The sequence below is a fragment of the Bacillus sonorensis NBRC 101234 = KCTC 13918 genome (assembly GCF_001592005.1).
Lineage (GTDB): Bacteria > Bacillota > Bacilli > Bacillales > Bacillaceae > Bacillus > Bacillus sonorensis.
This window is the reverse complement of the sequence record NZ_BCVZ01000002.1, coordinates 530,940-544,826: the sequence shown is the minus strand read 5'-3', so window position 1 is coordinate 544,826 and position 13,887 is coordinate 530,940. Positions and strand designations below refer to the sequence as shown.

The window sequence follows — 13,887 nt, the reverse complement described above, 5'->3', positions numbered from 1 at the left end:
AAAAGCCGCATCATGACAAAAGCAAAAAACCGGATGACTGTAAAAAACATGATAAAAGCAAAAAGCCGCATCATGACAAAAGCAAAAAGCCGGATGACTGCAAAAAGCATGATAAAAGCAAAAAACCGGATAAAAAGCCGAAATGTCGCCACAAACGGTGGGAATATCACCACTACGATAAGAAAAAACATCATAAGAGTTCGAAAAGCGGCTATGAAAAATACACCGAATGGTATGAGGGGAATGTAACGGAAGTCAAATATCGCAAAGTGTAATCAAAGCGGCTTACTGCAATGTGAGCCGCTATTCTTTTTTAGGAATGAGAGGCCGGGACTTTTGAATGGGTTTTTAGAGGGCAGAAAGGATTTTTTCATTTTTTAGAGAATATTTAGAAAAGAAGTGAAGATGAAATCATAACGTGCGGGGGAATATGAATGAAGTTTGCGACAGCAGGGCTGCACAGCCGAATATTTGTGGGACTTGTGATGGGCGATAAAATCATGGATTTGCAGAAAGCCGAAAAAAAGCTGTTTGAGCTTGAGACCATACCTGAAACACTCATTGAATGTGTAAGTGAGGGGGACAAGTTTGTCCGCCATGTTGAGCAGCTTGTTGAATGGTCAAAGAAGAAGCATACTGAAGAAAGCGGTTCTTATATTTATCCGCTCTCAGATGTCAAACTGCTTGCGCCCATTCCCAAGCCGCGGAAAAACGTCTTTTGCATCGGGAAAAATTATCGGGACCATGCGATTGAAATGGGAAGCGAAGCGGATATTCCCGAGCATATCATGGTCTTTACAAAAGCGCCGACATCAGTGATCGGACACATGGAAGACATTGATGCACACAAAGGCGTGACAGATGCGCTTGATTATGAAGGAGAGCTGGCGGTGGTCATCGGCAAAACGGGCAGACGCATTCCGAAAGAAGAAGCGCTCGACTATGTGTTCGGCTACACGATCGTCAACGATGTGACAGCGCGTGATCTGCAAAAGCGCCATAAGCAGTTTTTTATTGGAAAAAGCCTTGATGCCACCTGTCCGATGGGGCCGTATCTCGTACATAAGTCAATGATTGAGGATCCTCAACAGCTGAAAGTGGAAACGCGCGTCAATGGGGCGCTCCGCCAGTCCGGCTGCACGAAAGATATGATATTTCCGATTGCTGAAATCATTGAGACGCTGTCCAAAGGAATGACGCTTGAAGCCGGGGATATCATTGCGACGGGGACGCCGTCCGGGGTCGGCAATGGATTTCATCCGCCGCGGTTTCTTCATGAAGGGGATCAGGTTGATATTACGATCGAGCCGATCGGGACGCTTTCAAATAAAGTGTTGTCATCTGATGGATGATTTTGTATACTGGAGATATCAAATTTACGGAAATGAGGGATGTGCGATGAGAAAAGCGATTGTGATGTTTGCCAGTCCACTTTTCATAGCGCAGCCCATGTCAATTCATTAACCGATTCTCTTTTGTTGATCTGGTGATATTCTATTCCATGGGCTGCCGGTGCGGCTCATGGATTTTTTGCTTTGCTTGATAGAGCGCAAAAAAAGAGCCTTGTCTTAGGCTCTTTTTTCTTTTGATACATCATCAGACAATGGGAGGAAACGAAATTGAATCTAACAAGATTAGGTGTGAAATATATTAGCGATGCTTTAAAGGATATGAAAGAAAACGGACTTGTGCTTGGGAGAGTCGCTCTTGTGCATAAGCGGATGTACCGGGTGTTTACCGGGCATGGAGAATGGCTTGCCGAAATGTCCGGCAGGCTGAGATTTGAAGCGGAAAGCAGCGGAGATTACCCTGCTGTGGGGGATTGGGTGTATATGCGTCCGCGGGAAGGCGAACAAAAAGGAACGATCGTGGATATTGTTCCACGCTTCAGCCAATTCTCGCGGAAGGCAGCGGGTGATCCAACGGTGGAACAAATCACGGCGGCTAACGTAAACACGGTGTTTCTCGTCAGTGCACTCAACCAGGATTTCAATATGAGAAGAATGGAACGCTATTTATTGCTGGCTTGGGAAAGCGGCGCCAATCCGGTCATCGTGCTGAGCAAAGCGGACATCGAGGGCCGGATTGAGGAAAGGGTCAGACAGGCTGAATCTGTCGCGCTTGGTGTGCCCATCCATGTCATCAGTACACATGAGGGCATGGGTATGAATGAGCTGAGGCGGTATATCAGAGAAGGAGAGACGGTGGCGCTGTTAGGCTCTTCAGGGGTCGGAAAATCGACCATCATTAATTTCTTTTTGAAAGAGGACCGCCAGGCCGTTCAAGCGGTCCGTGAAGGCGATGACAAAGGGCGGCATACGACCACGCACAGGGAGCTGTTTATGCTTCCCGATGGAGGAAATGTAATCGACACGCCGGGCATGAGGGCGCTTGAGCTTTGGGAATCTGAAGAAGGCTTCCGCGAAAGCTTTGCCGATATTGAACAGCTGGCGAAAAGCTGCAAATTTTCGGATTGCCGCCATGATCAAGAACCCGGCTGCGCCGTTCAAACAGCCATTCTGGAAGGGAGCTTGGACCGCCATCGCTTACAGAGCTACGTGAAGCTGAAAAAAGAGCTCGAATACCTTGCGAGAAAAAAAGATAAACGGGCGATGAAACAAGAAAAAAACCGCTGGAAGCAGATTTCGAAAAGCATGAAAAACCATAAAAAAAGATAGCTGAGAAAGAGGCGCTGATGGTGAATGCAGCGCCTCCCGCATCCTTATGACAGCGTTCACATTTTTTGTTTAATGGACGGGTTCATGATAATATAAGAGCGATACCTGATCCGATAGGGGGAAATTTGATATGACGCATATGCATATCACGACATGGGTCATCGCGCTCATTTTAGTGATCGTTGCTTACGGACTTTATTCTGCAGGAAACAGCAAAGGTGCAAAAATCACGCACATGATTCTCCGCTTATTCTATATCTTAATCATCATAACCGGAGCACAGCTCTTGTTTATGTTCACGGCATGGAATGGGGAATACATAGCAAAGGCCATACTCGGCCTCGTGACAGTCGGTTTGATGGAGATGCTGTTGATCCGCAAGAAAAAAGATAAAGGCATGACCGGGATTTGGATCGGCTTCATTGTCGTCCTGTTGTTGACGATCGCGCTCGGACTTCGTCTTCCTTTAGGCTTTAAGATCTTTTGATCACAGGCACCAGTTCTGTTTGTTGGAACTGGTGTTTTTTTATGTAGGAGGCTTGTATGCGGAAATCGTCACGATTCGCGTCCCGTCAGATGCCGTCCATTCAAACCTGTCTTTTCTCTCCCCGTTCCGTTCGTAATGATGCTGAAGTGCGCATTGCTTCACATCGGTTGAAAATTGGTAAAACGATACGCCTTTTGCACACTCCGCATCTGTCAAAAAGCTCAATCCGTTATATGCGTAGACACAGTCAAACACAGAAAATCCGAGGCTGTTCAGCTGATCCAAAAAAGCGTAAAACTGCCCATCGTCCAAATCATTCAAAAAATCCAAAAAAGCCTGTTTGACGGTTTTCAGGTAGCGGAGCGCCTCCCCGCCCGTTAATGCAATGTTTCCGTGTTTTTCTGTAACGGCGAATTGATCGAAAAGCTCTGCTTTCACCCAGTCGCCGTCAAGTTTGACAAAGACGGCGGGGCTTTTCAGACTTTCAAACAAAAATAAATCCCCCTCCTCATTTTCGATCAGGCAGATGCCATCCTCCATGATAACGGTGCCGTAAATCCATTTGCGACTTTCTTCATAAATCCGCATCTCTCGTCCAGTGTCCATGTCTGTCTCCTTTCCTTCTTCTTTTTTTCCAAAACAGGCTTGTCTCATACAAGTCTCTGATGGACAATTCAACTATTATTGTAAGATGCATAAAATAAGTAAAGTGACAAAGGAAGTGAAGCCTAAAAAGAGAAAGAACATTAGAATTGGAGCTGATCGACAATGTGTGGAATTACGGGGTGGGTGGATTTTAAAAAACCGCTTGTCCGAGAGCAGCCTATCATGGAGAAAATGACTGAAACGCTGTCAAAAAGAGGGCCTGATGATACAAACATTTGGGGAAAGCATCACGTTTTATTCGGACATAAGCGTTTGGCCGTTGTGGATCTGGAAGGCGGCAAACAGCCGATGACCCGCACACATCAAGGGAATCCCTACACGATTTGCTATAACGGAGAGCTTTACAATACAGAGGATTTGCGAAAAGAGCTTCAAGCGCTGGGACACCAATTTAACAGCCATTCCGATACAGAGGTTTTGCTTCATTCCTACATGGAATGGAAAGAAGAGTGCGTGCACAGACTGAATGGAATTTTCGCCTTTGCGGTGTGGGACGAAAAAAGGGATCTTCTGTTTGCGGCGCGGGACCGTCTCGGAGTCAAACCGCTGTTTTATTTTGAGCAGGGCACGTCATTTCTGTTCGGTTCTGAAATCAAGGCGATTCTTGCTCATCCTGAGGTAAAAGCGAAGGTTGACAGTCAAGGCCTTGCCGAAATTTTTGGACTCGGCCCGTCAAGAACGCCGGGAAGCGGGGTCTTCAAAGGAATGAAAGAAATCCGTCCCGGGCACGCCATGCTGTTTTCAAAAGACGGTTTGACGACCTGGCGCTATTGGAACGTCAAAAGCGAAAAGCATACAGACAGCTTTGCCGACACTGTACTGAATGTACGGTCGCTTTTCGAAGATGCGGTGACAAGACAGCTTGTCTCAGACGTGCCTGTGTGTACGTTTTTATCGGGAGGAGTAGATTCAAGCGCCATTACAGCAACAGCAGCGAAGCATTTTGAAAAAGAAGGAGAGGCGCCGCTCCATACGTTTTCGGTCGATTATGAGGACAATGAGCAATATTTTACATCAAGTTTATTTCAGCCGAATGCCGATGGACCGTGGATTCGAAAAATGTCTGATGCTTTCGGAACCGTTCATCATAACTGTGTCATCTCCCAGGAGGACCTGGCCGGCTATTTAGAGGAAGCAGTGGTTGTCAGGGATTTGCCCGGGATGGCTGATGTTGATTCATCATTGCTTTGGTTTTGCAGAGAAATCAAAAAGGATTTTGTCGTGAGTCTGTCTGGGGAATGTGCAGATGAAATTTTCGGCGGATACCCTTGGTTCCATTCGGCTGAAGATGTGAAAGGTTTCCCATGGATGAGATCGATGGAAGAACGGATCGGGCTTTTGCGGAGCGACTGGCAGAAAAAGATCGGACTCAAGGAGTATGTGACGGCCAGATATGAGGAAACAGTGAAGGAAACGCCTCATGCAGACGGGGAAACGGGCGAGGAAAAGCGAAGAAGAGAACTCTTTTACTTAAATATGCTTTGGTTTATGACGACTCTGCTTGACCGGAAAGACAGAATGAGCATGGGCGCGAGCCTGGAAGTCCGGGTGCCGTTCGCCGATCACAGGCTTGTTGAATATGTTTGGAACATTCCGTGGGAATTCAAAATGCACGGAAACCGGGAAAAAGGGGTCTTCCGCAAAGCGATGGAAGGAATTTTGCCTGATGATATTTTATATCGCAAGAAAAGCCCGTATCCAAAAACACACCACCCGGCTTACACAAAAGCGGTTAAACGCTGGCTGGCATCACTGCTCAAGAACAAAGATTCGGCTCTCCACACCTTTTTAGACAACAAAAAGCTGAATCAGCTGATCGAGACGGAGGGCGCGTCTTTCAAGGTGCCATGGTACGGCCAATTGATGAAGGGCCCGCAGCTCATCGCGCATCTTGCCCAAATCCATACCTGGTTTGAGACATACAGGATCGATATTGATGAATAAAACACCCGGCGGCCGCCGGGTGCTTTTTTATTGGATTTGTTCGGTTTTAAGTGGTGTAACTGTGATACAAGGCCCGTTTCAAAATCGGAGGTTCTGCCGGCCATGCAGCTTTCTTGATGTTCGGAAGCCGAGGAGCCGTGTTCAGCGTAGTCAAGGACCGGAGCCGATGCCTTCATCACCGCCCATCATCTGGGAACTCTCATTCTTATGTTTCAGCAGATATGCGCTTTCATAACGAAAAACCGGCATTCGATTGAAAGCCGGTTAAGCCGCAAACCCTTTTTGCAGCCATATCTTTGATCTCCATCTTCTGTACATCAAAATCCCTCTAACCCATTCATCGGCAATAAACGAAAACCAAATTCCCGCAAGCCCGAGTTCGAGCTGAATGCCAAAAATATAAGCGATTGGCAGGCCGATCCCCCACATAGAGATGATCGCCATATAGACGGGATATTTTGCGTCCCCGACGGCCCTGAGAGAGTTGATGATGACCACATTGAATGAACGGCCGGGCTCAAGGATGATCGTCATGACGATTAACATGCTGGCTGTCGCGATAATATCTGGGTTTTGACTGAAGATGCCGATCAGCGGTTTTGAAAACAGGGCGAAGAGAACGGAGGTGAAGGTCGTAATCGCCAACGCCCACCAGAGACTTTTCAGGCATCTGCTGTAAGCTTCATCAAATTGTTTGGCGCCGATATGGCGTCCGATTAAAATTTGGGTTCCCTGACTGATCGCCGTGCCAAAAAGCATGATAAACATCATCAGATTTTGCGCATATACTTTTGTCGTCAGCGCCTGTGCGCCCATCAGCGTGATAAAATAGGTGATGATCATCTGTGACGCATTATAAGAAAGCTGTTCGCCGGCCGAAGGGATGCCGATTTTGAGCAGCTTCTGTAAATGTCCTTTTTGAATGAAAAAAAGCCGTTTTGAGAAGATCGGCATTCCAATGCGCTTTTTGACGAGCAGAGCGATCGCAAACAGGCCGATGATGCGCGCCGTTGAAGTAGACAGCGCCACCCCTGTAACGCCTAATACCGGAAATCCGAACGGCCCGAAAATAACAAGATAGTTGCCTGCGATATTTAAAATATTCATGCCGATCGTGACAGCCATCGTATCCTTCGTATGGCCGTAGCTTTTCAAAATGGCGCTGAATGTCATGATGAGAGCCTGAATGAAGGACAGCCCGCCGACGATTTGCAAAAAGATTTTTGCTTCACCAAGCAGTTCGGCTGACAGGCCCATCATCAATAAAAGCGGTTCTGCAAAAACAAAAATGACTGCGCTGATCAGCAGGCTGATGATAAAATTGGCGCTGATGGAAACATGCCCGACATCCATCGCTGCCGCTTTTTGCCGTGATCCTAAAAATTGTGAAATAACGACCGTAGTGCCTGTTGCGATGAATCCAAACATGACGATGATCAGATTCAGCATTTGGTTGCTGACGCCGACGGCTGCCACGCTGTCGTCGGAATATTGGCTGAGCATCAGGGTATCAGCGTTGCCCATCAGCATATATAATGAAACCTCAATAAAAATCGGCCAGGTCAAAGCGAATAAAGAGAGGTTTTGAACGTTTGTTTTCTTCATGGCGGTGACCCCTTTCTTTTCAAAATCCGATTAATAGTGTAACGCCATTTTTTTATAATAAAAAGAGACGAAACCGATACTTCTTGGAGAAATCCGACTAAATCAAAGGGGGGAGAACATTGGACCATATCATCTTCAAGATCCCGCCGCTGCCTGTTTTAATCACCTGTGGGGAAGGCGTGTTCAAAACAGGAGAAAAACATATAAAACGTGAATATTCCGTTTTTGACCTTTTATATGTTATAAAAGGGGAGCTGTTTTTGACGGAAGGCGGCAAGCCCTATCGCATCAGGGAAGGAGAATATATTATCCTCATACCGGGGCTGAAGCATTACGGCCATCAGGGCTGTCATGAGGATACCCATTATTTCTGGCTTCACTTTCAAGAGAAATCATACGAATTGGCGGATCAGGGAGGTGAGAATTGGACCGGGCTCAAGCTCGAGAAGGGAACGTTTGAGACGCCCCCTTTATACAGCCTGAGGCTTCCGAGGAAGGGAAAAGTCGATCAAAAGACGTTTATTGAAAAGCAGTTTAGAAGTTTGATAGATGATACAGCCGAGAATACGGATTTGCCTTTGAGGAAGCAGCTTTTGTTTGAAGAGCTGCTGATTCACCTGCAGAAAGAGGCGTTCCGCATTCCTTCCGCGAATGAACGGGTGGCGTCAGAAGCGCAGCGCTATATTGACCGCCATTATAAAGAAAAGCTGAGCATGGATCGACTGGCGCAAGCTCTGCATTACAACCAGGACTACATTACCCGCTGCATGCAAAAAGCGGTCGGCCTGACGCCGGGGCAGTATGCCAATAAGGCGCGCATCCTTGAAGCGAAGCGGCTGCTTTCCGTGACAAATGACAAAATGTCATCAATCGCGGAACAAGTCGGCATTGATGATCCGACGTATTTTTCAAAGCTTTTCAAGCAAATGGAAGGAATTTCGCCCATCGAGTACCGAAAGATGATGAAGAGAAATATAGAATGAAAAAGGAGGGAAACACGTGGCGCCTATACATGGCGAAAAAGTCAAACTGCGTCAGATCACCATGGATGACCTGCCTGGATTGTGGAACATGATCTATGGGGTGAAAAAACCTGAATGGAAAAAATGGGATGCGCCTTATTTTCCGCTGCAGCCTGAACCGTATCAATATTTCATCGATTCGTTTTTGCCGGCTTTGAAAGATAAGCCTCCCCGCTATGCGGCGATAGAGATCGGCGGAGTCTTGAAGGGGACGGTGTCCTACTATTGGGAATGCAGGCCGACCCGCTGGCTTGAATGTGGAATCGTCATCTATGATCCTTTCTATTGGAACGGCGGCTACGGCACTGAAGCCGTGAAGCTGTGGGTCGGCTATTTGTTTGAAAACATGGATATTCCGAGAATCGGGATGACCACTTGGTCTGGAAATCAGCGGATGATGAAGTGCGCGGAAAAAGCGGGATTTACGATGGAGGGGCGTATTCGCAAAGTCAGATATTACAATGGAACATATTATGATTCCATCAGGTACGGAATGTTAAGAGAGGAGTGGGAGCAGATTTGCGGACACGGCTGCCGCACTCTATAATGGAATATTAGAAAATCTTATTGCGGATACGGGTGAGGAAGACAAAATGAAAAAAACCATTTATGATGTAGCGGAAGCAGCCGGCGTTTCTATTTCCACAGTTTCGCGGGTGATCAATCATACCGGGAGAATCAGCAAATCGACAAGACAAAAAGTGCTGGAGGTCATGAAAGAGCTTGATTATCAGCCGAATGTCCACGCTTCTGCGCTGACCGGGAAGCGTACGAATATCATCGGCCTCTTGACGCCCGATATCGCAAACCCTTTTTTCGGAGAACTGGCCAAAAGCGTTGAAGAACGGGCGGATGAGCTTGGGTTCAGCATTATCATGTGTTCGACGGACAGGAATCCGGAAAAAGAAACAAAGTATTTTTCAGTGCTGAGGCAAAAAAATGTCGACGGCATCATTTTTGCGACAGGCATAGAAAACAAAGAAAGCTTTGCCGCGCTTGAGGATATTGTGGAAAAAGGTATTCCGCTTGTGATGATTTCGCAGGATCGCGCTCTTTTTCCGATGGACGTCGTGGTCATTGATGATGTCATGGGCGGGTATTTGGCTGCAAAACATTTAATCTCGCTCGGCCATCAAAAGATCGCCTGCTTGATCGGCGACGGATCGACAACAGGTGAAAAAGACCGTCTGAAAGGCTTTAAAAAAGCAATGGATGAAGCGGGAATTGAAATCGATGAGTCGCTGATGGCTGGAACGGGTTTTTCTCTTCAAAACGGTAAAGAAGCCGCCGCAGCCATGTTCGCTCAGAAGGTTCCGACGGCCGTTTTTGCCGTCAATGATGTGCTGGCCTGCGCCGTGATCCAGACGGCAAGGGAATGGGGGCTGAAAGTGCCTGGGGATTTATCAGTCATCGGCTTCGATAATACGATTTTGGCGGAAATGATCGACCCGCCGCTTACAACCGTGTCACAGCCGATAGAAGAAATGGGGCGCCGCGTTGTTGAACTGCTTGCCGAAGACATTCACGGCAAGAAAAAATCAAAAAGCAAAATGATTCTCACCCCGGAACTTGTGATCAGACAGTCAACCGCACCGCTCCGAATCGACGAAAAGATATCGGAAAAGAGGCAGCCGCTTTAACTGTCAAAGCGGCTCCTTTTGGCTGCATTTTGTGCAAGCGCTTGCTCTGAATTGGTGTTTGTTTTTTCTGTCTCATTTGCAAAAATATAATGAGAGGAGTGAAAAAAGTGTTGCAGAAGTATATGAACGGCGATAGAATAAAACCGATGTTGAGCAAGCGCTTTCTCGCATGTGGCGGCAGCGTTTTATTAGGATAGCTGCACAGGCGAAAGAAGGCTGTCTCCGCCGTTGGAGTGAAGCGCTTACAAAACAGACGGCATTTTTCTGCGGGATAGCCTGTAGAAAAATGCCGTCAAATGAATCAGACACAAAGGGGAGTTGAACATGTCAGAAAACGTGAGATGTGCAGTATTGGGATTGGGAAGGCTCGGCTATTACCATGCGAAGAACTTAAAAACGGCTGTGCAAGGCGCGCAGCTTGCGGCTGTAGCCGATCCGCTGAAAGGCAGAGCTGAGCAGGCAGCCGCCGAGCTGGGCGTCGAAAAATGGTCTGCGGACCCATATGAATTTCTCCAGGATCCGGATATAGACGCAGTTATCATTGTCACGCCGACAACCACTCATGCGGACATGATAAAACAGGCGGCTGATTGCGGCAAACAGATTTTTGTCGAAAAGCCGCTGACATTACATCTTGATGAATCAAAAGAAATCGTTAAGAAGATCAAGGAGACCGGCGTCATTTGCCAAGTCGGATTTATGAGGCGGTTTGATCCGGCATATGCGGATGCCAAAAAAAGAATCGATGCCGGCGAGATCGGCAAACCGATCTATTTTAAAGGGTTTACGCGCGACTTTGGTTCCCCGCCAGCTGAATTTATTAAAAACAGCGGCGGCATTTTTATCGATTGTTCAATCCATGATTATGATATTGCCCGCTATTTAATGGGAGCGGAAATCACTTCCGTATCCGGGCACGGGCGGATTTTAAAGCATGGCTTTATGGACGAATGCGGGGACGTCGATCAGGCCCTCACCTATATGGAATTTGATTCAGGCGCCGCCGGGGATACGGAGGCAAGCCGAAACTCTCCTTACGGCTATGATATTCGCGCCGAAATCATCGGAACCGAAGGCAGTATTTTTATCGGGACGCTCCGAAACCAATCGCTTACAATGCTGACCGGAAAAGGCGGCAGCTTTGACATCGTGCCGGATTTTCAGACGAGGTTTCATGAAGCATATTGTTTGGAGCTCGAGCACTTTGCCGAATGCGTCCGTGATCAAAAGAAGCCGATCGTAACCGAAGAAGATGCAGCCATTAATTTGGAAATCGCGATCGCGGCAACCGAATCTTTTGCAAGCGGCAGGCCTGTAAAACTTCAGAATCAAACAGGGCAGATGCCGGTTTAGAATAGGAGTGTGTCGATTTCCTGGGCGAGTACAAGTATGTCGCTGGTTTGATGAGCAAAAGCGCATACGCCGCACAAGTCCGGGAAACCGTCCGCATCCAATACCGTTGCCAGCCAGGGCGGATGGGAAGACGCTTTCCAGATAGATGCTATTGTGCTCTGCCTGATCTTCAATTATTCAAAGACCGGCATACGAAAGGGCATGCCGGCTGTCTTTAAGCAAATAATGAAATACCAAGATATGCGGCAAGGACCCACATCACAAGAGCGGATCCTTTATTGAAAAGGGTCTGCCATGCCCCGCGGGAATCAAGACGCCTGAGGATACGCCCCAAAACGGCCAGCGCTGTAAACCATACCCATGACACAAAGATGCACGATCCGGTAAACAGCCATCTTTCCTGGCCGTCATATGTTAAAGAATTGGTGCCGATGACACCGACAGTATCAAGTATTGCGTGCGGGTTGAATAAGGATACGGCAACTGCAAAAACGATTTGCCTTTTTGCCGTCAGACCGTCAGAATTGCTGTTTCCACTGGCAGGCTTGCTGTTCCATGTGACCCAGCCCATATAAAAAAGAAAACAGGTGCCTGCTGCTACCAAGATCATCTTTACGGCAGGCATCCCGGGGACGGCTGCAGAAACTCCTGTCACAGCCAGTATGATGAGAAGCGTGTCACATAAGGAAGCGGAAACCACAAGCGGCAGCACCCGCCATAAGCGATGTGCAACAGCGGCTTGCTGAAAGATGAAGACGTTTTGCGCTCCTAAAGGAAGAATCAGTCCTAAAGCGAGAATCATTCCATGAAAACTTGCGTTCATTGCTATAAAAACCCCTTTCAAAACACGTCCGTTTTATTGTAGAGTAAGACGAATATATTGTCTCCGGCCATTTGGCTGGATGGGGGAGCCAGCCAAATGACGTTTTGAAAAAAGGAGCTGAACGAAAAAAAGTGAACAACCAGTTGGACCGAAACTCAGACATCCCGTTATATCAGCAAATTGAACAGATCATCAAAGAAAAGATCCTCAAAGGAGAATGGCCTGTCGGAACAAAAATCCCTTCCCAGCGCAAACTCGCCTCGATATTTTGTGTCAACAGGAGCACGGTGACCGCCGCGATAGATGAATTAACCGCTGAAGGGCTGCTGGAGGGAAAACGGGGAGGCGGCACAAAAGTGACGAAATATACATGGAGCGGGCTTGCTTCAGGTCCGGCGCTCGATTGGACCAGCTATGTCCGGTCAGGGATTCACCGCCCGAATTCATTGACAATCCAGGAAATCAACCGGCAGGAGGTCAAAAAAGAAATCATCAGACTTGGAACAGGAGAGCTGTCTCCTGAACTTCTGCCTTATCGGGACATGAAAACAATTCTTCGCCATGCTGAAGCTGAGAAACTTACCCTCGGTTATGAAGAGCCAAAAGGAAACCGCTATACAAGGGAAGTCATCAAGGATCGCCTCGAACAAAAAGGTGTGAGTGTCTCGCCTGATTCCATTTTAATTGTTTCCGGCGCCCTGCAGGCGCTCCAGCTCATATCGATCGGTCTTCTGAAACGAAAGTCCGCCGTGCTCACGGAAAGGCCGTCATACCTTTACTCGCTTCACGTTTTCCAATCGATGGAGATGAAGCTATGCGGGATTCCGGCGGATGAAAAGGGATTAGACCCGGCCGTCATTCCGGCCTGCAAAAAACAATGCGGCGCAGACCTTTTGTATACGATTCCGACATTTCATAACCCGACAGGCAGACAGATGACGGAAGAAAGAAAAAAAGAGCTGATTCGCATCAGCAAACAGCAATGTCTTCCGATCATCGAGGATGACGCATACGGCGATTTATGGATCGATGGTCCGCCTTCTCCGCCGCTGAAAGCATTCGATCAAGACGGTAACGTTCTTTATGTCGGCACATTGTCGAAAACCGTCAGCCCCGGTCTCCGCATCGGCTGGGTGGCAGGCCCCGAACCTGTTATCGAAAGGCTGGCGGACATTAAAATGCAAACCGATTACGGATCAAGCTCCCTTTCCCAATGGGCGGCCGCGAAGTGGATGGAAAGCGGCCTTTATGAAAAGAACCTCGCCCGGATCAGAAATAAACTGAAAATAAGGCGCGACACGGCACTGCGCTGCCTAGAGGCCCACTGCGAAGGGATCGCCAGCTGGGAAAAACCGAGCGGCGGATTTTACATTTGGGTCACGTTTCATAAACCGCTGCAGATCCATACGCTATTTGAAAAAGCATTGAAGAAAAACATCCTGATCAACCCGGGGACGCTTTATGATCAAGAAGCAAGGCAAAGCATCAGGCTCTCCTACTCCTATGCCTCATTGTCCGACCTTGAAAAAGGCATCCGGACGATTGCCGAATTAGCGCGGGAACTGATGTGACACCAGCTCCACAGGCCGGCATACAAGCCGGCCCCAACCTCCTGTTTGCCCCATATTTTTTTCTTTTTTAAACCTGATAAATCATGATAGAAAACCAA

At 47.7% G+C, this 13,887-nt stretch carries 12 protein-coding genes and 1 pseudogene; 10 read left to right on the top strand and 3 right to left on the bottom strand.

Annotation, left to right across the window (positions count from 1 at the left end):
* The 4 genes and pseudogenes from BTR1S_RS22735 to BTR1S_RS05425 form a co-directional block, all read left to right on the top strand.
* Positions 1-275 (top strand): annotated as a pseudogene (locus BTR1S_RS22735) (spore coat protein CotG); the annotation flags it as partial.
* A 159-nt stretch (positions 276-434) separates the two neighbouring features.
* Complete coding sequence (locus tag BTR1S_RS05435) at positions 435-1,352, top strand: fumarylacetoacetate hydrolase family protein (RefSeq protein WP_006636773.1); 918 nt, start codon at positions 435-437, stop codon at positions 1,350-1,352.
* A 267-nt stretch (positions 1,353-1,619) separates the two neighbouring features.
* Positions 1,620-2,678: a ribosome small subunit-dependent GTPase A gene (gene rsgA, locus BTR1S_RS05430; protein WP_029418692.1), complete on the top strand. Its 1,059-nt coding sequence runs from the start codon at positions 1,620-1,622 to the stop codon at positions 2,676-2,678.
* 130 nt (positions 2,679-2,808) lie between these two features.
* Positions 2,809-3,165 carry a YisL family protein gene (locus tag BTR1S_RS05425; RefSeq protein ID WP_006636775.1) on the top strand — a complete coding sequence of 119 codons (357 nt, stop codon included), beginning with the start codon at positions 2,809-2,811 and terminating at the stop codon, positions 3,163-3,165.
* Positions 3,166-3,204: 39 nt separating this feature from the next.
* Here BTR1S_RS05425 and BTR1S_RS05420 read toward each other — a convergent pair whose 3' ends face one another.
* On the bottom strand, positions 3,205-3,771 hold the full coding sequence (locus BTR1S_RS05420) for a DUF2777 domain-containing protein (RefSeq protein ID WP_029418691.1): 567 nt from the start codon (positions 3,769-3,771) through the stop codon (positions 3,205-3,207).
* Positions 3,772-3,933: 162 nt separating this feature from the next.
* On the opposite strand from BTR1S_RS05420, the gene asnB reads away from it, so the two are divergent.
* Positions 3,934-5,775 (top strand): asparagine synthase (glutamine-hydrolyzing), encoded by a 1,842-nt coding sequence (gene asnB / locus BTR1S_RS05415; RefSeq protein WP_029418690.1) that lies wholly within the window; start codon positions 3,934-3,936, stop codon positions 5,773-5,775.
* 264 nt (positions 5,776-6,039) lie between these two features.
* Here the strand turns inward: asnB and BTR1S_RS05410 are convergent, their stop codons facing one another.
* Positions 6,040-7,380, bottom strand: a complete 1,341-nt coding sequence (locus BTR1S_RS05410; RefSeq protein ID WP_029418689.1) for an MATE family efflux transporter — start codon at positions 7,378-7,380, stop codon at positions 6,040-6,042.
* Between the two features lie 119 nt (positions 7,381-7,499).
* On the opposite strand from BTR1S_RS05410, the gene BTR1S_RS05405 reads away from it, so the two are divergent.
* The 4 genes from BTR1S_RS05405 (at position 7,500) to iolX (ending at position 11,395) form a co-directional block, all read left to right on the top strand.
* Positions 7,500-8,363 carry an AraC family transcriptional regulator gene (locus BTR1S_RS05405; RefSeq protein ID WP_029418688.1) on the top strand — a complete coding sequence of 288 codons (864 nt, stop codon included), beginning with the start codon at positions 7,500-7,502 and terminating at the stop codon, positions 8,361-8,363.
* Between the two features lie 16 nt (positions 8,364-8,379).
* Positions 8,380-8,949 carry a GNAT family N-acetyltransferase gene (locus tag BTR1S_RS05400; protein WP_029418687.1) on the top strand — a complete coding sequence of 190 codons (570 nt, stop codon included), beginning with the start codon at positions 8,380-8,382 and terminating at the stop codon, positions 8,947-8,949.
* Positions 8,950-8,995: 46 nt separating this feature from the next.
* Entirely contained in the window at positions 8,996-10,042 is a 1,047-nt protein-coding gene (degA, locus tag BTR1S_RS05395; protein ID WP_029418686.1) for a transcriptional regulator DegA, read from the top strand.
* A gap of 324 nt (positions 10,043-10,366) precedes the next feature.
* Positions 10,367-11,395, top strand: a complete 1,029-nt coding sequence (iolX, locus tag BTR1S_RS05390) for a scyllo-inositol 2-dehydrogenase (protein WP_029418685.1) — start codon at positions 10,367-10,369, stop codon at positions 11,393-11,395.
* A 214-nt stretch (positions 11,396-11,609) separates the two neighbouring features.
* Here iolX and BTR1S_RS05385 read toward each other — a convergent pair whose 3' ends face one another.
* On the bottom strand, positions 11,610-12,218 hold the full coding sequence (locus tag BTR1S_RS05385; protein WP_029418684.1) for a LysE/ArgO family amino acid transporter: 609 nt from the start codon (positions 12,216-12,218) through the stop codon (positions 11,610-11,612).
* A gap of 131 nt (positions 12,219-12,349) precedes the next feature.
* Here BTR1S_RS05385 and BTR1S_RS05380 point away from each other — a divergent pair, with 131 nt between their 5' ends.
* Positions 12,350-13,789 carry an aminotransferase-like domain-containing protein gene (locus tag BTR1S_RS05380; protein WP_034325860.1) on the top strand — a complete coding sequence of 480 codons (1,440 nt, stop codon included), beginning with the start codon at positions 12,350-12,352 and terminating at the stop codon, positions 13,787-13,789.
* Positions 13,790-13,887 lie beyond the last annotated feature (98 nt).

Bases quoted from the DNA above. Each gene is read 5' to 3' on its own strand.
- BTR1S_RS05435 (WP_006636773.1), top strand. From the start codon at position 435: ATGAAGTTTGCGACAGCAGGGCTGCACAGCCGAATATTTGTGGGACTT.
- BTR1S_RS05425 (WP_006636775.1), top strand. From the start codon at position 2,809: ATGACGCATATGCATATCACGACATGGGTCATCGCGCTCATTTTAGTG.
- BTR1S_RS05420 (WP_029418691.1), bottom strand. From the start codon at position 3,771: ATGGACACTGGACGAGAGATGCGGATTTATGAAGAAAGTCGCAAATGG.
- asnB (WP_029418690.1), top strand. From the start codon at position 3,934: ATGTGTGGAATTACGGGGTGGGTGGATTTTAAAAAACCGCTTGTCCGA.
- BTR1S_RS05410 (WP_029418689.1), bottom strand. From the start codon at position 7,380: ATGAAGAAAACAAACGTTCAAAACCTCTCTTTATTCGCTTTGACCTGG.
- degA (WP_029418686.1), top strand. From the start codon at position 8,996: ATGAAAAAAACCATTTATGATGTAGCGGAAGCAGCCGGCGTTTCTATT.
- iolX (WP_029418685.1), top strand. From the start codon at position 10,367: ATGTCAGAAAACGTGAGATGTGCAGTATTGGGATTGGGAAGGCTCGGC.
- BTR1S_RS05385 (WP_029418684.1), bottom strand. From the start codon at position 12,218: ATGAACGCAAGTTTTCATGGAATGATTCTCGCTTTAGGACTGATTCTT.